Annotated in this window: 17 protein-coding genes; 9 read left to right on the plus strand and 8 right to left on the minus strand. The window is 44.4% G+C overall.

Annotated elements, in window-relative coordinates:
• Positions 1 to 183 precede the first annotated feature (183 nt).
• The 5 genes from D104_RS24540 to D104_RS24560 all read left to right on the plus strand — a co-directional run bounded on the left by D104_RS24540 (position 184) and on the right by D104_RS24560 (position 6,159).
• Positions 184 to 2,331, plus strand: a complete 2,148-nt coding sequence (locus D104_RS24540) for a TonB-dependent hemoglobin/transferrin/lactoferrin family receptor (RefSeq protein ID WP_024023294.1) — start codon at positions 184 to 186, stop codon at positions 2,329 to 2,331.
• Positions 2,332 to 2,413: 82 nt separating this feature from the next.
• Positions 2,414 to 3,526: a hemin-degrading factor gene (locus D104_RS24545; RefSeq protein ID WP_024023295.1), complete on the plus strand. Its 1,113-nt coding sequence runs from the start codon at positions 2,414 to 2,416 to the stop codon at positions 3,524 to 3,526.
• A gap of 1 nt (position 3,527) precedes the next feature.
• On the plus strand, positions 3,528 to 4,370 hold the full coding sequence (locus D104_RS24550) for a heme/hemin ABC transporter substrate-binding protein (protein WP_024023296.1): 843 nt from the start codon (positions 3,528 to 3,530) through the stop codon (positions 4,368 to 4,370).
• Positions 4,367 to 5,380: a FecCD family ABC transporter permease gene (locus D104_RS24555; RefSeq protein ID WP_024023297.1), complete on the plus strand. Its 1,014-nt coding sequence runs from the start codon at positions 4,367 to 4,369 to the stop codon at positions 5,378 to 5,380. Before D104_RS24550 ends, D104_RS24555 begins: the two co-directional genes overlap by 4 nt.
• Complete coding sequence (locus tag D104_RS24560; protein ID WP_024023298.1) at positions 5,380 to 6,159, plus strand: heme ABC transporter ATP-binding protein; 780 nt, start codon at positions 5,380 to 5,382, stop codon at positions 6,157 to 6,159. Before D104_RS24555 ends, D104_RS24560 begins: the two co-directional genes overlap by 1 nt.
• Before the next feature lie 65 nt (positions 6,160 to 6,224).
• Here D104_RS24560 and D104_RS24565 read toward each other — a convergent pair whose 3' ends face one another.
• Positions 6,225 to 7,595 (minus strand): MATE family efflux transporter, encoded by a 1,371-nt coding sequence (locus D104_RS24565; protein ID WP_024023299.1) that lies wholly within the window; start codon positions 7,593 to 7,595, stop codon positions 6,225 to 6,227.
• A 244-nt stretch (positions 7,596 to 7,839) separates the two neighbouring features.
• Here D104_RS24565 and D104_RS24570 point away from each other — a divergent pair, with 244 nt between their 5' ends.
• The 3 genes from D104_RS24570 to D104_RS24580 all read left to right on the plus strand — a co-directional run bounded on the left by D104_RS24570 (position 7,840) and on the right by D104_RS24580 (position 11,546).
• On the plus strand, positions 7,840 to 8,754 hold the full coding sequence (locus D104_RS24570; protein WP_024023300.1) for a lysine exporter LysO family protein: 915 nt from the start codon (positions 7,840 to 7,842) through the stop codon (positions 8,752 to 8,754).
• Positions 8,755 to 9,301: 547 nt separating this feature from the next.
• Positions 9,302 to 10,036, plus strand: coding sequence for an FKBP-type peptidyl-prolyl cis-trans isomerase (locus D104_RS24575; RefSeq protein ID WP_024023301.1), 735 nt, complete (start codon positions 9,302 to 9,304; stop codon positions 10,034 to 10,036).
• Positions 10,037 to 10,205: 169 nt separating this feature from the next.
• Complete coding sequence (locus tag D104_RS24580) at positions 10,206 to 11,546, plus strand: O-antigen ligase family protein (RefSeq protein ID WP_024023302.1); 1,341 nt, start codon at positions 10,206 to 10,208, stop codon at positions 11,544 to 11,546.
• 73 nt (positions 11,547 to 11,619) lie between these two features.
• Here D104_RS24580 and D104_RS24585 read toward each other — a convergent pair whose 3' ends face one another.
• The 3 genes from D104_RS24585 to galE all read right to left on the minus strand — a co-directional run bounded on the left by D104_RS24585 (position 11,620) and on the right by galE (position 15,756).
• Positions 11,620 to 13,098, minus strand: coding sequence for a phosphomannomutase (locus D104_RS24585; RefSeq protein ID WP_024023303.1), 1,479 nt, complete (start codon positions 13,096 to 13,098; stop codon positions 11,620 to 11,622).
• Positions 13,099 to 13,113: 15 nt separating this feature from the next.
• Positions 13,114 to 14,511 (minus strand): mannose-1-phosphate guanylyltransferase/mannose-6-phosphate isomerase, encoded by a 1,398-nt coding sequence (locus D104_RS24590; RefSeq protein WP_024023304.1) that lies wholly within the window; start codon positions 14,509 to 14,511, stop codon positions 13,114 to 13,116.
• Between the two features lie 231 nt (positions 14,512 to 14,742).
• Entirely contained in the window at positions 14,743 to 15,756 is a 1,014-nt protein-coding gene (gene galE / locus D104_RS24595) for a UDP-glucose 4-epimerase GalE (RefSeq protein ID WP_024023305.1), read from the minus strand.
• A 179-nt stretch (positions 15,757 to 15,935) separates the two neighbouring features.
• On the opposite strand from galE, the gene D104_RS24600 reads away from it, so the two are divergent.
• The gene (locus tag D104_RS24600; RefSeq protein ID WP_024023306.1) at positions 15,936 to 16,967 is read left to right on the plus strand and encodes a T6SS phospholipase effector Tle1-like catalytic domain-containing protein; all 1,032 of its coding nucleotides are present in this window, start codon (positions 15,936 to 15,938) and stop codon (positions 16,965 to 16,967) included.
• A gap of 206 nt (positions 16,968 to 17,173) precedes the next feature.
• Here the strand turns inward: D104_RS24600 and D104_RS0118700 are convergent, their stop codons facing one another.
• The 4 genes from D104_RS0118700 to rfbC form a co-directional block, all read right to left on the minus strand.
• Positions 17,174 to 18,499 (minus strand): exopolysaccharide biosynthesis polyprenyl glycosylphosphotransferase, encoded by a 1,326-nt coding sequence (locus tag D104_RS0118700; protein ID WP_024023307.1) that lies wholly within the window; start codon positions 18,497 to 18,499, stop codon positions 17,174 to 17,176.
• Between the two features lie 128 nt (positions 18,500 to 18,627).
• A complete protein-coding gene (locus D104_RS24605) occupies positions 18,628 to 19,512 on the minus strand; it encodes a glycosyltransferase (protein ID WP_024023308.1) in 885 nt (294 codons plus the stop codon).
• The gene (gene rfbD / locus D104_RS24610) at positions 19,513 to 20,397 is read right to left on the minus strand and encodes a dTDP-4-dehydrorhamnose reductase (RefSeq protein ID WP_024023309.1); all 885 of its coding nucleotides are present in this window, start codon (positions 20,395 to 20,397) and stop codon (positions 19,513 to 19,515) included.
• A complete protein-coding gene (rfbC, locus tag D104_RS24615) occupies positions 20,398 to 20,934 on the minus strand; it encodes a dTDP-4-dehydrorhamnose 3,5-epimerase (protein WP_024023310.1) in 537 nt (178 codons plus the stop codon).

A 20,934-nucleotide genomic window follows, 5' to 3' on the forward strand; every position in this document is an offset into this window, starting at 1 on the left:
CATTAATATTCCATATAAGTGGCAATAGTTTGATTTAACGGAAACCTTAAGAAAGATGAAGTAACATTAACAAATGTTAATGAATCTCATTTGCGTTAATATATAAGTAATTGTGATAATCGTTCTCATCAAGGATGGCTTTTAAAAGTCAGGATTTACTTAATAACTCGATGAGAACCAATCATGAAGAAAGCATCTCTAAATGTCCCTCTCACTTTCATTGCTGCCTCAATTCTAATGGCGGCCGCTCCAGTCTTCGCAGAAGAAACGACTGAAGAAGAACACCAACTCGATACGGTGACAATTGAAGCCAATGCAGTCGTAACAGACATACAAAAAATTGGCAGTGTCTCTTCACGCATTAATAATGAGGACATAGAAAAGAATTTAACGAAGAATTTAGATGATTTATTACGCTATGAACCCGGTGTTGAAGCAAGTCAGGATTCACGCTTTGGCATCAGTAGTATTAATATACGAGGACTAGACGGAGACAGAGTCAGAATTACGGTCGACGGCGTCACCCAAGCAGATGCTTATGGCCCAACGTCTACCTACTTAAGAACAGGCCGCAACGCCGTCGACATGGACTCTCTAGAATCTGTCGATATTATAAAAGGTGGCGATGTCATTGAAGGAAGCGGCGCGCTCGGTGGCGTTGTCAAATACAAAACCAAAGAACCCAGTTCATTTTTAGAACCAACTGGCAACGACACATATGTCTCTCTAAAAGCAGGTTATAAAAGTGCATCAGACGAATACAGTGAAACAATAACGGCGGCTAACCGTACCGATAAAGTCGAATCCTTATTGGTGCTCACAAACCGCGACAGTCACGAAACAGAAAACCACAGCGGCGATGCCGGTTCCGATACCACCGTTGGGGCAACAAGAGGATCCGTTGATCCTTCAGATAACGGTTCAAACAATGTACTGGCCAAAGTTCAGGTGCAAGTAAACGACACCAACAAAATTGGATTGGTTGGTGAATACTTCCACAGCACGTCTGAATCCGTTTTATTCTCAGAAAGCTCCTCCACTGACGAACACAGCTCCGATGACGAAAGTGTCCGTCGTCGTATCGGCTTTTTCCATGAAAACACCCAAGCGAATGCGCTATATGACCGCCTAAAATGGCAGCTTGATTACCAAGACACTAAAACCACCAATAAAACATATCGCTCAGCCACTAACCGTATCGTTGATCGATTCTATGACGAAGAAGCCACCAGCTTAAAAGCAGACTTAGTCAAACAAGTTAACGCGCATCAAATTCGCTACGGCTTCAATTACGACGAGAAATCATTAGAAAACTTAAATAAGAATACGGTCGCAGGCGTGACCAGCGCATCTCGTTTTTCACCGGTGGCAGACGCCAATATTCTCGGCCTGTATGTCGAAGACAACTGGGCCGTTAGCGATGACCTAACCCTCGTTCCGGCGATACGTTACGACAATTATAAATACACAACAAAGGGCGATGAATACATCGAATCGTGGGGGAATAACCAAAACGAAGCTATAACGGCACAGCTTGGATTTGATTTTGATTTATCAGCAAACTACACACTGTTCGGTAAATTCGGGACTGGCTTTAGAGCACCCAATCTAGATGAACTGTATTACTACTTTGAGAACTCAGGCACAGGTTACGCTTATAGAATCAAACCAAACCCAGACCTAGATCCAGAAACCAGTAAATTTATTGAAACAGGAATACGAACGCAAAATGCCTATGGCTCGGCCGAATTAGTTGCGTTTTATAACGACTATAAAAACTTTATAGAACAAGTTTCACTGGGGGCTTCCGCGACCTATAACTCTGGTGAATTTACCAATGAGAACTTAAACCATGTCGTTATTAAAGGGGTGGAATTTAAAGGAAATATCGATTTATCTAAAAGCATTCATGCGCTTGGTGATGGTTGGGTATTAAATGGCGCGGTCGCCTACACGGAAGGAGACAATTTAGAAGATGACGAGCCATTAGACAGTATTTCTCCGCTGAGCGCCGTTGTCGGACTTGGCTATGATGCGCCATCCATGCAATGGGGCGGAAAGCTCAACTTTATTTGGGCGGCAGGAAAAGACGAAAAAGACATAACAAGCAGCAACCATTGGCTTTCAACGTCAGACTACAACCTTGTCGACTTAACGGCGTACTACAAGCCAACAGACAACCTCACGATCAATGCAGGTCTCTTTAATCTAACCGATGAAAAGTACTCGAATTGGAATGATATTCGAAACATCACCAACACCAGCACAAACCTGAATCGTTACACACGCACAGGTCGCAATTATGGTGTGGATGTCACGCTTGCCTTTTAATCGATTTTAATTTTTTAAGAATACTAACCACAAAGCAAGAAAAGCACATTGTCTTTTCTTGCTTTGCTTATGGAGAACCCACATGACTCAATTTTCAACTATTACCTACCCAACGCCGCATGCCGATTATTCTCGTTACCTAGACGCGCTGTCATCGGGCGAAATTCCAAGAGCCCGCGAGCTCGCCAAGCAACTTAATATAACCGAAGGCGATTTAGTCGCTTGCCGACAAGGCGTCGATACGTGGGCGATCAAGCCGCCTTTTCAAGACGTGTTGGCTCAGCTAGAAACCGTTGGGGAAGTCATGACCATTACCCGCAACGATGAAGCCGTTCACGAAACCACGGGCACATACCAAACATTCAGTTTCATGGAAAAAAGCGGCACCGGACTTGTGTTGTCCGACGACATTGACCTACGCCTTTTTATTGCGCAATGGCACAGTGCGTACCATGTGATTGAAAATGGTCGCCACAGTATCCAATTTTTCAACGCGAATGGATTAGCCGTCCACAAGGTGTATCGCACAGAAAACACAACCGCTGAAAAATGGGACGCGTTAATTTCTACGTTTCGGGACACGACGCCCGCCATTCCTAATTTTTTACCACTAGACGAACAGTCCCCCTCTGCAGACACCACGCCTGAAGGCTTTGATCATGCGCTTTTTTCTCAAGAATGGGCCGATTTAAAAGACGTTCATCAATATCACGGCATGCTAAAAAGACACGGACTTTCTCGTACGCAAGCCTTGACTCAAATTGGTGAACAATGGGCCACAAAGCTGGATAAAGACAGTGTGGCCAACGCCATTACTTTTGCGAAAGAGTGCCATTGCAACATCATGGTGTTTGTTGGCAACAAAGGTTGTATTCAAATATTCAGCGGCGAAGTCAATCGTCTCTTGATAAAAGGGCCTTGGTTTAATGTGCTCGACCCTGCGTTCAATTTGCATTTACGCGTGGATTTGATTGCAGACGTTTGGGCCATTAAACGCCCGAGCAACGATGGCATTATTACCTCGATTGAAGCGTTTAACAGCAAAGGCGAATCCATTCTGACTTTATTTGGTAAGCGTAAGCCGGGCAATCCGGAACTGCCACTATGGTCCGATATTGTAGAACGAGTCATCAACAAGCAAATACCAGAGACTCAATCAGCTTTGAATTCAAACGCGTCGAAGGAGCAGAAATAACATGCGATATCATTCTCTTGCAGTATCAACGCTGATCGCGCTTAGTCTGACAATAAGTGGACAAAGTCTGGCTCAACGCGTTGTGAGCATTGGCGGCACCGTCACAGAAATTGTGTATTTATTGGGTGCAGAACAACAAATCGTTGCCAGCGATACCAGTAGTATTTACCCAGACGCGGCACTGAATACGCCTAAAGTGGGTTATCAACGCACATTGTCGTCAGAAGGCGTTCTAAGTGTTCACCCAGAAACGCTACTGATTACACCAGCGGCTGGACCAGCCAAAGTGTTGCAACAATTGAAAGATGCGGGAATAGAACTGGTGACCATTGCGGCTCCGGATTCCAAACAAGGTATTTTGGACAAGGTGACTCAAGTGGCCAGCGCCTTACATCAAGAGGAAAAAGGTCGCCAAATTACTCAGGACATTGAGCAAGCCTTTCGCCAACTGAAAACGCCGAGTACTTGGGCTCAACGCCCACCACGCTTACTTTTTGTCTTGCAAATGGGCGGCGCGCCTATGGTAGCGGGCAAAGGCACAGCGCCCGATGCGCTGTTCAAAATGGCTGGCGCCGTCAATGCCGTTGAAGCCATTAATGGCTACAAGGCCCTCACGCCAGAAGCGCTGTTACTGGCGCAGCCCGATGCAATTGTCGTCACGCAGCAAGGACTGGATCGTGCGGGAGACAAGTCGATTTGGAGTTTACCTGGCATCGCCACGACACCAGCAGGGAAAAACCATCGCCTTGTGCCATTGGATGCGTTGTTGGCATTGGGGTTAGGACCAAGAACACCTCAAGCCATCCAGACTCTGCATAAAAAACTGGAAAGCTGGGCGCCATGAAACACACCTTTTACGCTCGTATTCCGTATCCGATTCTCACCGTTTTTTTATTGATCATCGCTCTGTTTGCTTTGACCCAAGGTGCGTATTCGATTTCGTGGCAAAAGGTACTGCTGTCTTCCATCAACGATATTGACCGACAAATACTCATGACGGTTCGTCTGCCAAGATTGCTCATGGCGATCTTGGTTGGCGCCGCGTTGGCGGTGTCTGGTGCCTTGATGCAGGCGTTATTTCGAAATCCTTTGGCGGACCCTGGCTTGCTTGGGGTGTCTTCTGGCGCGTCCGTTTTTGTTGGCATCTTGATTGTTCTTAATCCCATAGCGGGGAATCTGCCACTTTGGGCTCAATCCTATATGCAAAGCGCGGCGGCCTTTTTCGGCGCCGTATTAACCTGCTGGTTGATTTTCCAATTATCAAAGCACAAAGGCCAAGTGTCGGTATTGCATTTGCTGCTGGCTGGGATTGCGATCAATGCGTTATCAGGCTCCGCAACGGGATTGCTGACGTATGTGAGCAATGACGAACAACTCAGAGCTTTAACCTTTTGGGCCATGGGCAATTTGGGTGGTGCAAGATGGGAGCAAGTCGCGGTTGTCGCCAGCATTTTATTGCCTTTACTTTGTTATGCTTGGCGACAATCGAAAAACCTCAACTTGCTTTTATTAGGCGAAGAAGAAGCGCGCTACCTTGGCTTGGATGTGGAAAAGTTTAAGGTGAAATTGATCGCCGTTGTCGCGTTATGTGTTGGCGTGACGGTGGCGTTTACAGGACTGATTGGCTTTATTGGGCTTATGGTGCCTCATTTGGTTCGAATGCTCTTTGGTGCAGACAATCGAATCGTCATTCCGTGCTCTGCGTTACTTGGTGCGAGTTTATTAACCGGCGCCGATACCTTCGCTCGACTCTTGGTCATACCCGCTGAATTGCCGGTCGGCTTAGTCACAAGCTTGCTTGGCGGGCCATTCTTTTTGTGGCTACTTCTGAAAAATATTCGAGAAACCAGCTAATGTTAAATGTCTGTGAAGTTACGCTTATCCGGTCTGGAAAACACTTACTAGACAAGGTCTCTTTGAACATAAAGCCAGGAGAATTAACGATTATTCTGGGCCCGAATGGCGCGGGGAAATCCACCTTATTAAAATGCTGTTCGGGGGCGCTTCAGCCCAACTCAGGTCACATTGAACTGGATCAAAAACCATTGGCAGATTGGTCGCTGGCCGATCTCGCTAAAAAGCGCGCGGTGCTGACTCAACAAATTCACATGCCTTTTGCCTTAACCGTCAGCGAAGTAGTCTCTCTCGGTCTTGCTCCGTGGAAGCTCAGAGAAGCAGAAGCCATGAAGTTGATTTCTGACACATTGGACGATGTCGGAATGGGGAATACTCAAGAACGCCATTACGCGAGCCTTTCCGGTGGCGAACAACAACGCATTCAATTGGCCAGAGTCTTGGTACAACTGTTCGCGGACAAAGCATCAAAAGAGGGGAAATATTTATTATTGGATGAACCAATATCAGCCTTAGACTTGCATCAGCAACAGCGAGTCTTGAGGTTACTGAAAAAACTGGCTGAACAAGGGCTGGGGGTTTTCTGTATCTTGCACGACATCAACCTCGCCTCGCTTTACGGCGATAACTTGGTTCTTTTAGAGCAAGGTAAAGTGGTCTTTAATGGTAAACCAGAAGCGCTTGAGCAAAGCGAACGCATTGAAACCACTTATCGAGCGGATTTGATCCGCTTACCTCATCCAGAGCTCGGCTTACCACAATGGCAGTTTAGGCAGTAGGTTTAAAGAGCTTTTTTACTGGCGAGAAAATGCTCGACAGTTAAAACGCTCTAGAACCATTAAACCTACGCCACTTCCCTTGGCGAGGCAATTCGCTTGCCTTCGTATCGACGCACGACGGCGCGGAAACGCAGTATTAGAATCAGCGCCAGCAAACTTAACCCTGCTCCCAAGCCGATGTAAAAACCGCGCAAAGACAAGCTTTCAGACCACGGGCTGTAATGGGACAACCAGAAACCGAGTGGAATACTGAGGCCAAACAAAGACACGCCAAAGGCGATCATCGAAGAGCGCGTATCACGAAAGCCTCGTAATGCACCGGTAAACACGGTTTGCAGCATATCGGGCAACTGGTAACAGGAGGAGATTAATAAGATACTCGCCGCCAACGCCACGACTTGCTCGTTACTGCTGTAAATGTAAGGAATTTGATCATGAAACAGTTGAGTAAGGGTAAAACATACACACACATAACCCAGCCCTAACATGACGATGACGCGTATGCGTTTTCGAACGCCTTCTACCCCTTCTTTCGACATGGCTTTGGCGACCACAATGGCCGTCACGGCACTCATCGCCATCATTGGCGTGAACAAGAAAGAAGTGTAAGACATGACGATTTGACCACCGCCTAGCGCTAAATCGCCAAACGACGAAATAAGCCACGTCATGGAGGAAAACAACCCCACCTCAAACGCGAAGGCAAACCCGGCTGGCGCGCCGACATTCAATAGAATCGAAAATTTACGGGTATAACGCCAGACCAAGCGCGTGAACAGCGGCGCTTTATTAAAAAATCGATCGTAAATGAAAAATAACGAAACCGCCAAATACAAGGACAAGGACGACGCCAACGCCGCGCCTTTTGCGCCCATTTCCGGAAAGCCAAACTTGCCGAAAATCAGCACATAGTTAAACAAGATATTCAGCACCAAACCAAAGCTCGCTACAAACAACGGAAAGCCCGGACGGCCAGCGGCTTCAAACAAATTTTTGTACGCCGTCATCAATGCGAGCATAGGCAGCGCGGGAGCGAAGATGTACAAATAGGAAATAGAAACGCGTCTGGTTTCCTCTTCTGTGGCCATCAAACCCGCAAAGTAAGGCAATAAGAAAACCACCAGCAAGCTCGCCAATAAACCGAGCACGACGGACAAACCAATCGCTTGAGACATATAAAGATTGACCAACTTCGGTTGTCGACCATGTAGATGGCGAGTCACCAAAGGGGTAATGCCAAACGTGACACCAATCAGAAAGCAACCAACGGGCAGCCATAAACTCGATGCCAAACCCACCGCCGCAAGATGCAGCGCACTGTAATGACCCAGCATAATGGTATCGACCACGCTAATGGATAACTCCAACGTCATCGTCAACACCATAGGAAATAACAAATGCAGAACTTCTTTTAATACTACAAAACGCTTAACCACGCATCACCGCCGACTATCCATAGAAAACACTCAGAAACAGCCGAGCAATTTACCACCGATCATAAAACATTGCACTCCATCACCTGTAGGTCGGTATTTATGCCGACAACAAACCTCCTCACAACAAATCACGTCTTGTCGGCCTAAAGGCGCGACCTAAAAAAAACCAACCTTGTATTTAAAGGAAAATACCGAGAAAATGCCGCACCACTATTGATCCACAGTCTAGGAAGACGATTCACACATGACGATTTTATCGACTCTCGGCCCACTATTAATCGCTTTACTCTTTGGTTACTGGGTCAATATCAAATTATTCACACCAACACGCGTTGCGAAAGGCTTAGAACAATTGGTTTACCTTATTCTAGGTTTAATTGGTTTCAGCCTGGGTGCGTTGGATAATTTAGCCGAAAAAATGTTAATCGCAGGGTATCAAGCCATCGTCTTCTTTGTATTGATCAGTGTACTCAGCCTGGCCGGATTGTATTTCAGCGGTTTGCGCTTTGGTGGTACTCATTCAGAGCCATTAGCAACAACCCGCACCAGCAATAAATACCACGCTTTGATGGATGCGGTGAAAACGATGGCTTGGGTGATTGGTGGTGTGGTCGTTGGTTTTTTTGCAAAAGATTGGCTCACTGGCGTCGACGAGCTCGTCACAGGGTTGCTGTATGTTTTGCTCTTTTTAATCGGCTGCCAGCTTCGTCAAGGCAACCATCGTCTACGCAAACTTTTTTTGAATACCCAAGGCGTTATCATTGCTCTGGTGACGATTTTCACCACGTTATTCGCCGGTTGGCTTGGCAGCCTTATACTTGGCCTCAACTGGAACCAAGGGCTTGCCGTTGTCTCTGGCTTCGGTTGGTACAGTTTGTCCGGCATTCTGATTACTGGCTTGGGCGATCCGGTACTGGGCACCACCGCGTTCTTACTCGACCTAGCGCGTGAAATTCTCGCCCTTATTCTTATCCCCTTTCTTGCAAGGTTGAACAGCCATATGTCCGTTGGTTATTCTGGCGCCACGGCGATGGACTTCACCTTACCCATACTGGGGAAATTCCATGGCGCGCAGATCATTCCTGTTTGCATCGCCAGCGGTTTTATTATGAGCATACTGGTGCCCATTCTGATTCCGTTGTTTATGGGAATAAGTTAAAAAAACACGTCCTTTTCGCGTTTGTAGGTCGGCCTTTAGGCCGTCAAAAAGCCGATGACACCAAACCAAAAACCTTGACGCGCTAAAGCACGACCTACACAAAACAAATTACCTGTAGGTCGGCCTTATAAGCCGACAGTCAATAAACCGTCAAGACTGCCAGACAATAAAACTCGCTTTAGCAAACACTGTCATGCTTTTGTAAAATCGATTGTCTGACGCGAGCACCGCAGATTAATCTCGCTCTACGTCTTGTGCTTTGTGGAACCAATCTATTTTTTGGAACTCAAACAAAGTGTGCAGGTGAAGGGGTCGCTTTGGTAACGTGTAAACATATAAATTGGCATAAACAGCCTACCTTATGTTAGAACACTTATGTTACAAAGGTACAACGGATCTGATTTTGCAAAGCACAAGGCGTATATCATTGTTCCTGCTTTGTTTTCGCCCCATGAAATGCTGATCAAAATACGATGCGAATCGAACTCCGTCTTAACGCTTTAGATCACTCAGTGATAAACCCACAAATAATGGAACATCTTTCCTTATGAAAAAAATAGTTATGAAAAAAACGCTTATTGCGGCGCTGGTTATATCTTCCGTTTCTTTTGCGTACGCAGATGACAGTGCAATTAAACTGGACTCTAAAGAACAACGCCTTGGTTACAGCATTGGCACCATGTTTGGTTCGCGTATGTCACAAGACTTCTCTGAACTGGACATGACCACCTTCATGGCAGGCTTTCAGGATTCATTTGCTGGAAAAGAAGGCAAAATGACCATGGATGAAGTAACTCAAACCATCCAAGCATACCAACAAGAACAAATGAAAGCGGCTCAGCTTGAAGAAGAAAAAGCATCCGAAGAAGCGAAAGCTGCAGCGGCAACCTGGTTAAAGGAAAAAGAAGCCGAAGATGGCGTGAAAAAAACAGAGTCTGGTTTACTGTATAAAGTCATCACATTGGGCGAAGGTGAAAAACCAAGCGCAACAGACACAGTGGAAGTTGACTACGAAGGCAGCCTAACCGACGGCACCGTATTCGACAGCTCCTACAAACGCGGCGAAGCCATTACCTTCCCACTTAACGGCGTCATCCCAGGTTGGACCGAAGGTCTACAGCTTATGCCGGTTGGCTCTAAATACGAACTGTACATCCCATCCGACCTAGCCTACGGCCCAGGTGGAACAGGTCCTATTCCAGCGAACGCAGCGCTTAAATTTGTTGTGGAATTACACAGCATCAAACAAGCGGATGCGCCTGATACCAGTACAGATAAGTAAATCAGCGTACTGAATAAAAAGGCCATTCCAGTAATGGCCTTTTTTAATATTTCAAGAAAACCATTCATATCTTGCATATCTTATATACCTAACCGACTAAGTCTTTGTATACTAGGAAATAATCACAGTTTTTCCTTTTAAAGTTTCCACCTATAACCTTGGGCATAAAATGACTTTCCCTTCCTCACACATTACTGAATACTTTAAACGTCGAACGCCAGAAGAACAGCCTATTTGGCTTGCTTACCTAGGAATTATCTGCATAACTATCTATGCGTTTTCACGTACCGGATTTCCTGAAGCCGCAAGCATTGCATCGACCATAGCGGTATTAACGGGGTTCTGGGGGCTTTATAAATATGGCAGCAAGGTTAACAGCCACATATTATTTCGCTTTGTGTGGGTCGCTATCATTTTTCAATTTATTTCCTGGGGGCTGTCGCAGTATGTCACTCCAGAATGGGCAGAAAGCATACCAAAATTAGACAAAGTAACCCGTTGGTTTGTATTTATTCCATTAGCTTGGTGGGTTGCTCAACGTAAAAATGCCATTTGGTTAGTTTGGGGGAGTGCAGCAGCAGGCATTCTTGTATCACCTTGGGTAACTGGAGAAGGCTTTAGTGAAATAATAGCGGGCATCAATGGACATCGCATTGATTTCGGTATCCGTAACGCACAACACACCGCGCTGTATTTTGGCAGCGTGCTAATCGGCCTGTGTTGCTTCGCCAAACCACTCTACCAAAAATATACAATATCACTCATTCCTGTTTCGCTACTTATTGCCTACTGCTTATTGGTTATTTATGTCAATGAATCACGACAAGCTTGGCTAGGCCTTATTGTCACCTTACTGCTCACTTCAATGTATTTAGTAATCAAGCAGATTAAAAAATCCTCCAGAAATAAAAAAATTATTATCGTAGGAAGCTTTTTGATTGGTTTGGCCTTATTCAGCAGTTTCATATTAACAAATGAAAAAATCACCAGTCGCGTAATGGTCGAGAAAGAAGCCATTTCCGCTGTGACGTCGCTAAATTTTGATAATGTTCCTTATTCGAGCTTTGGGATTCGGCTGCATAGCTGGGTGGCCGCGACCAAATTTATAAAAGAAAAACCTATTTTCGGTTGGGGAAGTAATGGAAAATCTTTAGTCATGGATCATACCGAATGGTTACCAGAAAATATAAAAATAGAATTTGGGCACCTTCATAATTTTTATATTGAAACTCTAGTGAATTACGGTGTTGTTGGCTTATTTTTCTATTTTTCCATTTGGATTATCATCGGTAAAATGCTGTTTAAAGAAATACGATCTGGAAAAATAGAGAAAGAGATTGGCTATCTATTTATGACTATTTTCTGCTTTTGGAGTGTGATGAATTGCTTCGAATCCTACCAAAACTTCTGGACGGGTGTATTTTATTTTATTGTGTTCATGACGGGGATTTTAGCAAAAATCTGGAGAGGAAGGCTAAACAGTGACAATAGAACTAAGCCTCAAAATTGAGGCTTAGTTTGAAAAAAGGAGTATGTTACTTAACCCTAAAATCCGCTACCTGAACACTTACCTAAAAGTCTGACTAGGGTTTTATAGGCAAGGTTAAAAATAGTTCAATCATATTTTTAGAGCGATTATAGTTTCCACATTCCACATAACACCTCAGTTCCGGTGCATTACCAGACGGCCTTAAGTGGATAATATCACCACTATTGAGTGTCAAACGAAGCCCATCTGTTTCATCGATAGAAACAACTTCTAGTACTTCCATGTCTTGCGCCATTGCAGATAAAAGCTCGGTTTGTTTGGCCTTGCTAGCTTTAATATGTTCAATAAGCTGCTTACTGGCGTCTGTTGGAATGTCTTTAATCCGATCACTGGCAGTAAATCGTGCGGGAAACTCGGCCGTCAGTTGGCTAATTGTGCGATCTTGCTCAAACGACATGGCCAATACAATCAAGGCTGGCAAGACAGAGTCTCGTGTTGGTAAAGCGTGTAATACTTGATTATTAACAACAAAGTCGGCTCCCACCAAAAAACCACCATTGGCTTCATAACCAACGATTCTGGCATTTGGTGATTGTTGCAGTAGACCTTCCATACCGGCGATGACATAAGGCGAGCCAATTCTAGTTCTCAGCGAGATCCGTTCCGGGTTTTGCAATGTACCTCTCAACTCAAGAACCGTATTCACATTTACAGGTGCCGCCACATGGGTTGCAGCTAAATAATCAGCACACAACACACCTAAAATATCGCCCCGTAGCCACTCGCCTTTTTCATTAGCAATAAGCGGACGGTCGCCATCACCGTCAGTGGATATAATGGCATCCAGCTTATATTCTTTCGACCAATTCAAACCTTTCTGAACATCTTCTTCTGATACCGCTTCTGTATCTATCGGAACAAAGGTTTCGGTACGCTCTAACGAAATAACGTCGGCGCCAAAATGCGCTAATAACTCTTTAATCACATCACGTGCCACACTGGAGTGTTCATACACGCCGATACGTTTGCCTTGCAGCATTTGCGATGCAAAAAGAGAGGTATATCTTTGTTTGAAGCACTCAATGGCGGAATAATCAATGACAGGTAAAACCAACTGTGCTGTTTGATCAGCAATGGACTTAGGCACTTCAACCAAACCATTCATAATAGAGGTTTCATCCGCTTTGCTAATCTCACCGTCTGGGCGATAAAACTTAATGCCATTACGGTCAAACGGAATATGACTGCCTGTTATCATCACAGCTGGCATGGTATTTTGCATAGAATAAAACGCCAACGCAGGAGTTGGCAAAGCACCACAAAATACGACTTTCGTACCAACAGATTCAGCCGCCAGCAAACAGGCTTTGGCAATATTGGGGCTACTCGGGCGTAGGTCGATACCAATAGCGACGCTAGACGCAGAAGGACAAACCGTCTGAAGGAAGGAGCGAACAAAAGCAAAGCAAAGAGCTGGGGTTAGATCCTTGACCAAACCGCGCACTCCGCTCGTACCAAACGCCACACCCAATTCACCGCTAAGTTGCTTTACCTGTACAACATTACTACTCATTCTATCCATCTCAACTTAACGACCATAGCGATCACTAAAACGCACGATATCGTCTTCGCCCAAATAACTACCGGACTGCACTTCCACTAGCTCTAAAGGAATTTTGCCTGGATTTTCCAATGCATGAACAACACCGACAGGAATGTAAGTAGACTCGTTTTCGGTTAGCAGGATTTCACGATCACCGTTTTGCACCTTCGCAGTACCAGACACGACCACCCAATGTTCAGCACGGTGATGATGCATTTGTACGCTTAACTTCTCGCCAGGTTTCACCATAATGCGTTTCACTTGATGGCGACCACCAAGGTCTACCGTCTGGTAAGTACCCCAAGGACGATGCACCGTAGTGTGATACATATGCTCTTCACGGCCTTCGGCTTGAATGCGCTTCACGATTTTCTTCACATCCTGCGCATTGTTTTTGTCCATCACCAACACCGCATCCGCTGTTTCAACAATAACGAGATCACTTACGCCCACGACAGCCACTAAACGAGATTCTGAACGAACAAAGCAGTTACTAGTGCCTTCTGCCATTACATCACCAAGTAACACATTATTATCTACGTCTTTATCTGCGTAGTCATACAAGGCATCCCAAGCACCAATGTCGCTCCAGTCTCCGGCATAAGGAACCACTTTCGCTTTCTTAGTTGGCTCCATCACCGCAAAATCAATCGACTCTTCAGGACATTGTGAAAACAGCTCAGCATCTATACGCACAAAATCCAAATCTTCGTTACGCTGCTCAAAGGCTTTACTAACTGCTTGAAAAATATCCTCACGGTGAACCGCTAATTCATCCAAGAACGCCTTTGCACGGAACAAAAACATACCGCTGTTCCACAGGTATTCGCCAGAGTCTAAATAACCTTGCGCTTTTTCAAGATTAGGCTTTTCAACAAACTCGACGACAGAGAAATTTTCACCGGAGCGAATATATCCATAACCCGTTTCTGGTCGCGTTGGCTGCACTCCAAAAGTCACTAACGCATCTTGTTTGGCTAATTCAACCGCTTGTTTGATCGTTGCTTCAAATGCCGCAATGTCACGAATGACATGATCTGCTGGCAACACCAATATTAGTGCATCATTTGACTGGCTTCGTATCGCTTCCAACGCTGCCAAAGCGATGGCAGGCGCCGTGTTACGGCCTTTAGGCTCTAGAACAATACTGGATTTTTTAACACCGATAGACTGCAACTGTTGCGCAATTAAAAAACGGTGGTCTTCATTACAAACTACAATAGGGTCTGCCACTTCCAAAGACACAGTGCGTTGCATGGTCTGCTGAAGAAGACTGTATTCTTTATCTGTTAGCGGCAAACATTGTTTAGGAAAATGTTCACGAGACAACGGCCAAAGACGACTACCAACACCACCAGATAAAATAACAGGAATAATTTTCACACCGGGTCCTTCGTATATGACAAAAAATAATCCGGCTAGTCTATCAAAACTCAGGAATAAGAAATATAAAAACGCAGAAATGAAGGAGAAGAACCAGTACACGCAAAATCATCTGTAGGTCGGCCTTCAGGCCGTCAACAACCATCCTAACTTTACAAAACTTCCTTGACGCGCTAAAGCACGACCTATAAAAAAACCAACCTAAACGGATCTAACACTTCTACCCTATTCCTACAAATCAAACCCATTTGGATTATTCGACTGCCAGCGCCAAGAATCTTCGCACATACGAGCAAGATCAAACTCTGCTTGCCAACCAAGAAAAGCCTTAGCAAATTCAGGGTCGGCATAACAAGTCGCGATATCACCAGGACGACGATCCACAATCTTATAGTTAATAGGTTTATTAGAAACCACTTCAAAGGCTTTGACCATTTCCAGCACAGAGTAGCCGTTACCAGTGCCTAAATTAACAACAAAATGACCGGACTGACCAAGTACTTTTTCCAAAGCGCAAACATGGCCACGAGCCAAATCCACCACATGAATATAATCACGAACACCCGTACCATCTGGCGTATCGTAATTGTCACCAAACACGCTCAGACAAGCCAATTTCCCCACAGCAACTTGACTGATAAAAGGCAATAGATTGTTTGGAATGCCTTTCGGGTCTTCCCCAATCAAACCCGACTCATGGGCACCAATCGGATTAAAGTAGCGTAACGTCGCAATGTTCCATTCACTATTGGCCTTGGCAAGATCACTCAACATACCTTCAACCATCAGCTTACTGGCACCATAAGGGTTGTGTGTTGACGTGGGAAAATCTTCACGAATCGGCACAGATTCAGGCATACCATAAACCGTCGCAGACGAACTAAAAATCAAATTTCGTAGACCCGCTAACTCCATGGCCTTGATAAGGTTCAAAGTCCCAGCAACATTGTTTTCGTAATACAAAAAAGGCTTTTGAACCGACTCACCCACTGCTTTCAGACCCGCAAAGTGCATCACCGCCGCAAAGGTATATTTCTCAAACACAGCATTCAGAAAGGCGGAATCCAATACATCGCCCTCAATGAATACCGGGCGCTTCCCTGAAATCGTCTCAATACGGTCTAAAACCACTTCTTTACTGTTCGAGAGATTATCAATAATAACCGGCTCAAAACCCGCCTTAATCAACTCGACACAAGTATGTGAACCAATATAACCCGCACCGCCTGTTACCAAGACAAACATCCTTCCCCCTAAAAATAAAAAAACAAAAATCCATTAAACCAAATCACCTGTAGGTCGGCCTTTAGGCCGTCAATAAACGAATGGCACAAAACTAAAGCTCGACCTACAAAAACAAAAACCGTGCTATTCTAACTGCAGCCCCCAGGAAGAGGGCTTTTAAAACAACAAGGAGACACGATATGTCGATGTTATTTTTTCATTTCGATGGGACCGACAATAGCCCAAACGACGCTTACGCACCAGAACACAACACGTCCAGTATCACCAATGTATTAAAATCCCACCTCTTATTAGGTGGACGTATTATAAACCGCACAGACACCATGCCGACAAATTTACCTCATCGCAGTTTTTACTACGCAGGCATTGGTACCTATGGCAGCTGGCTAGAACAAAAAGTCAACGCGGCTTTTGCCATCGAATCCGGTCACATTGCCAACATTTTACATCGCGCAGTAAACGACTTTAAACACCACTACAACCCATCGATTCGATACATTGTCTTGATAGGCTTCAGTCGAGGCGCCGCTTTAGCAAGGCGTTTTGCCGCGTTAATCACCCCGCTCATTGATCGCCCCATTATTATTGAAGCGGTCATCGATACCGTGGCGTCCATTGGTTTGCCAAACCTAGATATCGCAAAACGCCCGCAAACCGACGTCGTATTTGAACATGGAAATACCCTGCCTGAAGGCGTTCATCGAGCCTTGCACCTAGTCGCATTAGATGAGCAACGCCTCGCCTTTCGGCCAACATTAATCAACCATGATGGTCGAGCGCTTGAAATCTGGCTATCTGGAGTGCATTCGGATATTGGCGGTGGCTACCGCAGAGATGGCATAGGAGACATTGCATTGCGAACATTAACACACTGGATCGAACGACAAACCAAACAACCCTGCTATCGCGTAGCAAGACAAACCGTCATTCAGCCTCCCCATTGGCAACCACTGCTTACCATCGAACCAAAACACCTAGGAAAAATACACTATCAGAAACGGGGTTTAAACGCGTGGCGCCACCTAACCCTCGCACCAAGACACTGCTGTGTCTTAGAACACGACCAACCCAACCATACACTATCACCCCACTGGCACCATATCGTCACACAGCGAATCCACAGCAACATCGGCTACTTCCCAATAGCGCACTGCCCAACACCCGCTACCCTTTGGCAGAATGAACACTCAATCATCCGTAAGTCAGATTAGTCGAGGCACGAGGCGTGATCTGACAATTAACGATGGACTCGATGGACTGCAACATCGGAACATCACGCTACGCTAATGACTCCCTACAACACACCAGATGAACCGAAGCACGAGATATTATCTTGAATGCTCTTTCCCTTCCCCTTATTACTTCCAAGGGGAAGGCTAGGATGGGGTTAGAATTTTCTCTGGTATTAATATTTGCGCTACAATCCCTTCCGTCCCAACACAACCAAAACAGTACGAATAAGCGTTTCAATTTCCAGCCAGATACTCCAATGCTTAATGTAGTACAAGTCATACATCAGCTTCTGGCGGGCATCTTCGGTATTAGCACCATACGGATAAAGCACTTGTGCCCAACCAGAAATACCAGGACGAACTAAGTGACGCTCATGATAATAGGGTATTTCTTTCTCATAACCTTCTACCAATATATCCCATTCTGTACGTGGGCCGAACAAATGCATATCACCAACAAATACATTCCACAATTGCGGAAGCTCATCAATCCTAGTGCGGCGCATTATATTGCCAAATGGAAAAATACGAGGGTCTTCTTCTTGCGTATAAGGGTTAAAAACAGAATTTTCGTGCATACTGCGGAATTTAATCGCCTGAAAATTTTTACCACTCAAGCCAACCCGGGACTGTTTGAAAAAAATAGCCCCAGGCGATTGCTGTTTTATTTTGTAGACTGCATAAAACATCACAGGCCAAGTAAACAGCGTCAGACTCACGCAAACTAAAATATCAACGATACGTTTAATTAAGTAACTAATACGATCATAAGAACGTATCCGCTCTAAATAGCTTAACTCTGTAGAATCGTAAGGTATGTAACACTTGCGCAAAAAGCTTTCCATAAAATGGTGCAAGGCCAGTAATTGCATACCTTTTAAATCAAGATGCGTAAGTTGCTTTACCAACTTAGGCTCGGCTGTCTTATCCAAATTAATAACTAAAAAATCAGGAGATAATAAGTCAACTTTGTCACGTAATACCGTTTCATCATAGTCTTCGATAGCGTGCAATTGGATGTTATGGCGACTCAACTGTGCAAGCTCAAACTCATTAAAGGAATAGCCATCACCTAACACTAAAATTTCAGTCCGGCCCTTACGGGTAGAACGACTTTTGTAATTGATAAGCACTTTAATGAACAAAATAGCGAAAGGCGTTGAAACAACCCAAACCAATATAACGGAACGAGCGAGACCAAGCACGGCGGAATTGAGATAGGCAATGAACATCAACAACAACACATTAAATGCCCATGTTTTAAACACGATTTCAATTTTTTTTGCGATGGAACGCTCTACAAAGCGACTATAGCCCCCTAATAGCTGAGTAAACACAAAAAATAGCAATCCAGCCATACCACCCAACCACGTATAAGGCTCTTTCCAAGATTGATTGCTTAGTAAAAAATGTACAAACATTAGCATCAAGAACGGAGTGCATAAATCAATGAAGCGATATGTCCACAATACACGCATAGACTGGTAACGAGGAATGTCTTTTTCTGTCACAAGGAACCCACTTTAAATCCATTAAATGAAACGATAACGCTGTAGATAAGATCTTAGCATCTACGCGGCTGTATCAAAATATCATTATCAAAAAGTATAAAATTACAGCTAAATAAACATAAAGAAGCTTAATAAAAAGCAATAAAAATAAGGATCATAAGGATCACCCTGTCCCTTAGGCGTCGACGAAAAAGAAATGAGTTAGCCATTCTAAAAAAATAACTATTCAGTTTTAATGAAAAAGAAGGAAAAACCAACCCAGAAATAGTGTTAACTTGATCCCTATACCAGTGCCGCTTAATTAAATCAAGCCTTTTCTTATAGGCTTTAATGCCATCATTAATGCCAACTTGATTATTGTCATGCTGTCTGTATAACATCAAAGGCTGATCATCAATCACCCAATTAAAACCATTTTGTCGACAAAAAGCATAAGCAAGCCAGTCATGTAAGCTAACACTTTCAGCTAAATTCGCTACTTTCTTAACAAATTTTTGAAACGCTAAAGCTGAGTGGATATTAAATACATAAGTGCAACCTGGACCAGCTGCCTCAAAGAAATAATCGTATTTTTTTTGAGGGTAAGATTTTTTAATTAATTGCCGCTTTCCATCCGACCAAAAAGCAATAACATCAGAAGAGTAAACATCACACTTTTGAGACGATATTAAAGAACAAGCCCTATCAAGTTTCCCATTTAGCCAAATATCATCCTGATCTGAAAAAGCAATACAGTCAAATTTAGTAAAATCAACGTCTCGGATAAGACGATAAAAATTAGCACCAGCACCACCAAATCGCTCACCGTAGGGAAGAAACACAACATTCGTTGTCGTTTTCGCTAAATTTTCAACCCATAATTCCGTACCATCAGTAGACAAATCAACACTAACAAATAAAGTAATATCCACATTTTTTTGAGCAAAAATACTGATTATCTGTTCTTCAATCCATTCCATCCCATTATATGCAGCCAATAGCACGGCAATTTTGGGTTTATTTTTTCCTTCCATTCAAACAAGTCCTTTACTATTAATGAGGCTTTTATTTAAAGCTGCTGACCAGTCTGAAGGTGAGACACCAATGGCACTAAGCGACTTAGTCGACATCACCGAATACTCAGGGCGCTTCGCCGGAGTCGGGTACTGATCCGAGCTTATCGCTTTCAGCTGCGGACGCTTTTCAATCACACCTAACGCCTCGGCTTTGGTAAAAATAGCCCGAGCAAAACCATGCCAGCTGGTCGGTGTATCACCACAGTAATGATAAAGCCCCCAAGCCTGCATTTTCCCCTGATCATGTTGTTCGCAAATTTCTAGAATAGCTTTAGCAAGATCACCCGCGTAAGTTGGGCAACCGTATTGATCAGCCACTATACTCAGCTCACTTCGCTCTTTCGCAAAACGCACCATAGTTTTGACAAAATTATTGCCGTACTCGCTAAACACCCAAGCCGTACGCAAAATAATAAATTTTTCGCACACCTCAGCAACAACACGCTCACCCGCTAATTTGGAAGAGCCATAAACACCTTGTGGATTCGTCTTGTCAGAAGGTAAATAAGGCTCAACCGCCGCACCATCAAAAACGTAATCGGTGGAAATATGAATCAAGGGAATGTTTAACTTTGTGGCTTGCTTTGCTAATAATTCAGGTCCAGTTGCATTTACTAAATAGGCGTTTTCTGAATCTACTTCGGCCTGATCTACTGCTGTATAAGCAGCCGCATTAACAATAATGTCAGGCTTCACACTTTGAACGACATCAACAACCCGCTTTTCATCTGCAATATCTAAGGCATCTGAGCCATAAGCAAATAACTCATGATTCGTACCCTTTAATGCATCTTGAAAACAGCGACCAAGCTGACCATTCTTACCCGTGAGTAAAATACGCATTTAATTCAGATCACCCAATGCTAGACCGTCTTGGTCCTTTGCCGACAAAATCGGCTCAATGCCTTCAGGCCATTCTATATCGACGGCTGGATCATTCCACATCAGACAGCCCTCATCAGTGGGATCATAATAATCAGTACATTTGTACTCAAAATCAGCTGTGTCAGACAACACAACAAAACCATGTGCCAGTCCAGGTGGCACCCAAAACTGACGTTTGTTTTCTTCCGATAAAATAACCCCAGCCCACAAACCATATGTGGGCGAGTCTTTACGGATATCAACCGCTACATCAAAGACTTCACCGCGCACCACACGCACTAGCTTGCCCTGAAGTTTGGTCTTTTGGAAATGCAAACCACGTAATACGTTTTTTCCTGAACGAGAGTGATTATCCTGCACAAATGGCAAATCAATACCGGCTAGCTCTTTATAGCGTTCGGCCTGAAACGTTTCTAAGAAAAAGCCGCGCTCATCGCCAAATACTTTAGGCTCAATAATAACCACATCATCAATATTGGTTTTAATCACATTCAT

The sequence above is a fragment of the Marinomonas profundimaris genome (assembly GCF_000508165.1).
Classification (GTDB): domain Bacteria; phylum Pseudomonadota; class Gammaproteobacteria; order Pseudomonadales; family Marinomonadaceae; genus Marinomonas; species Marinomonas profundimaris.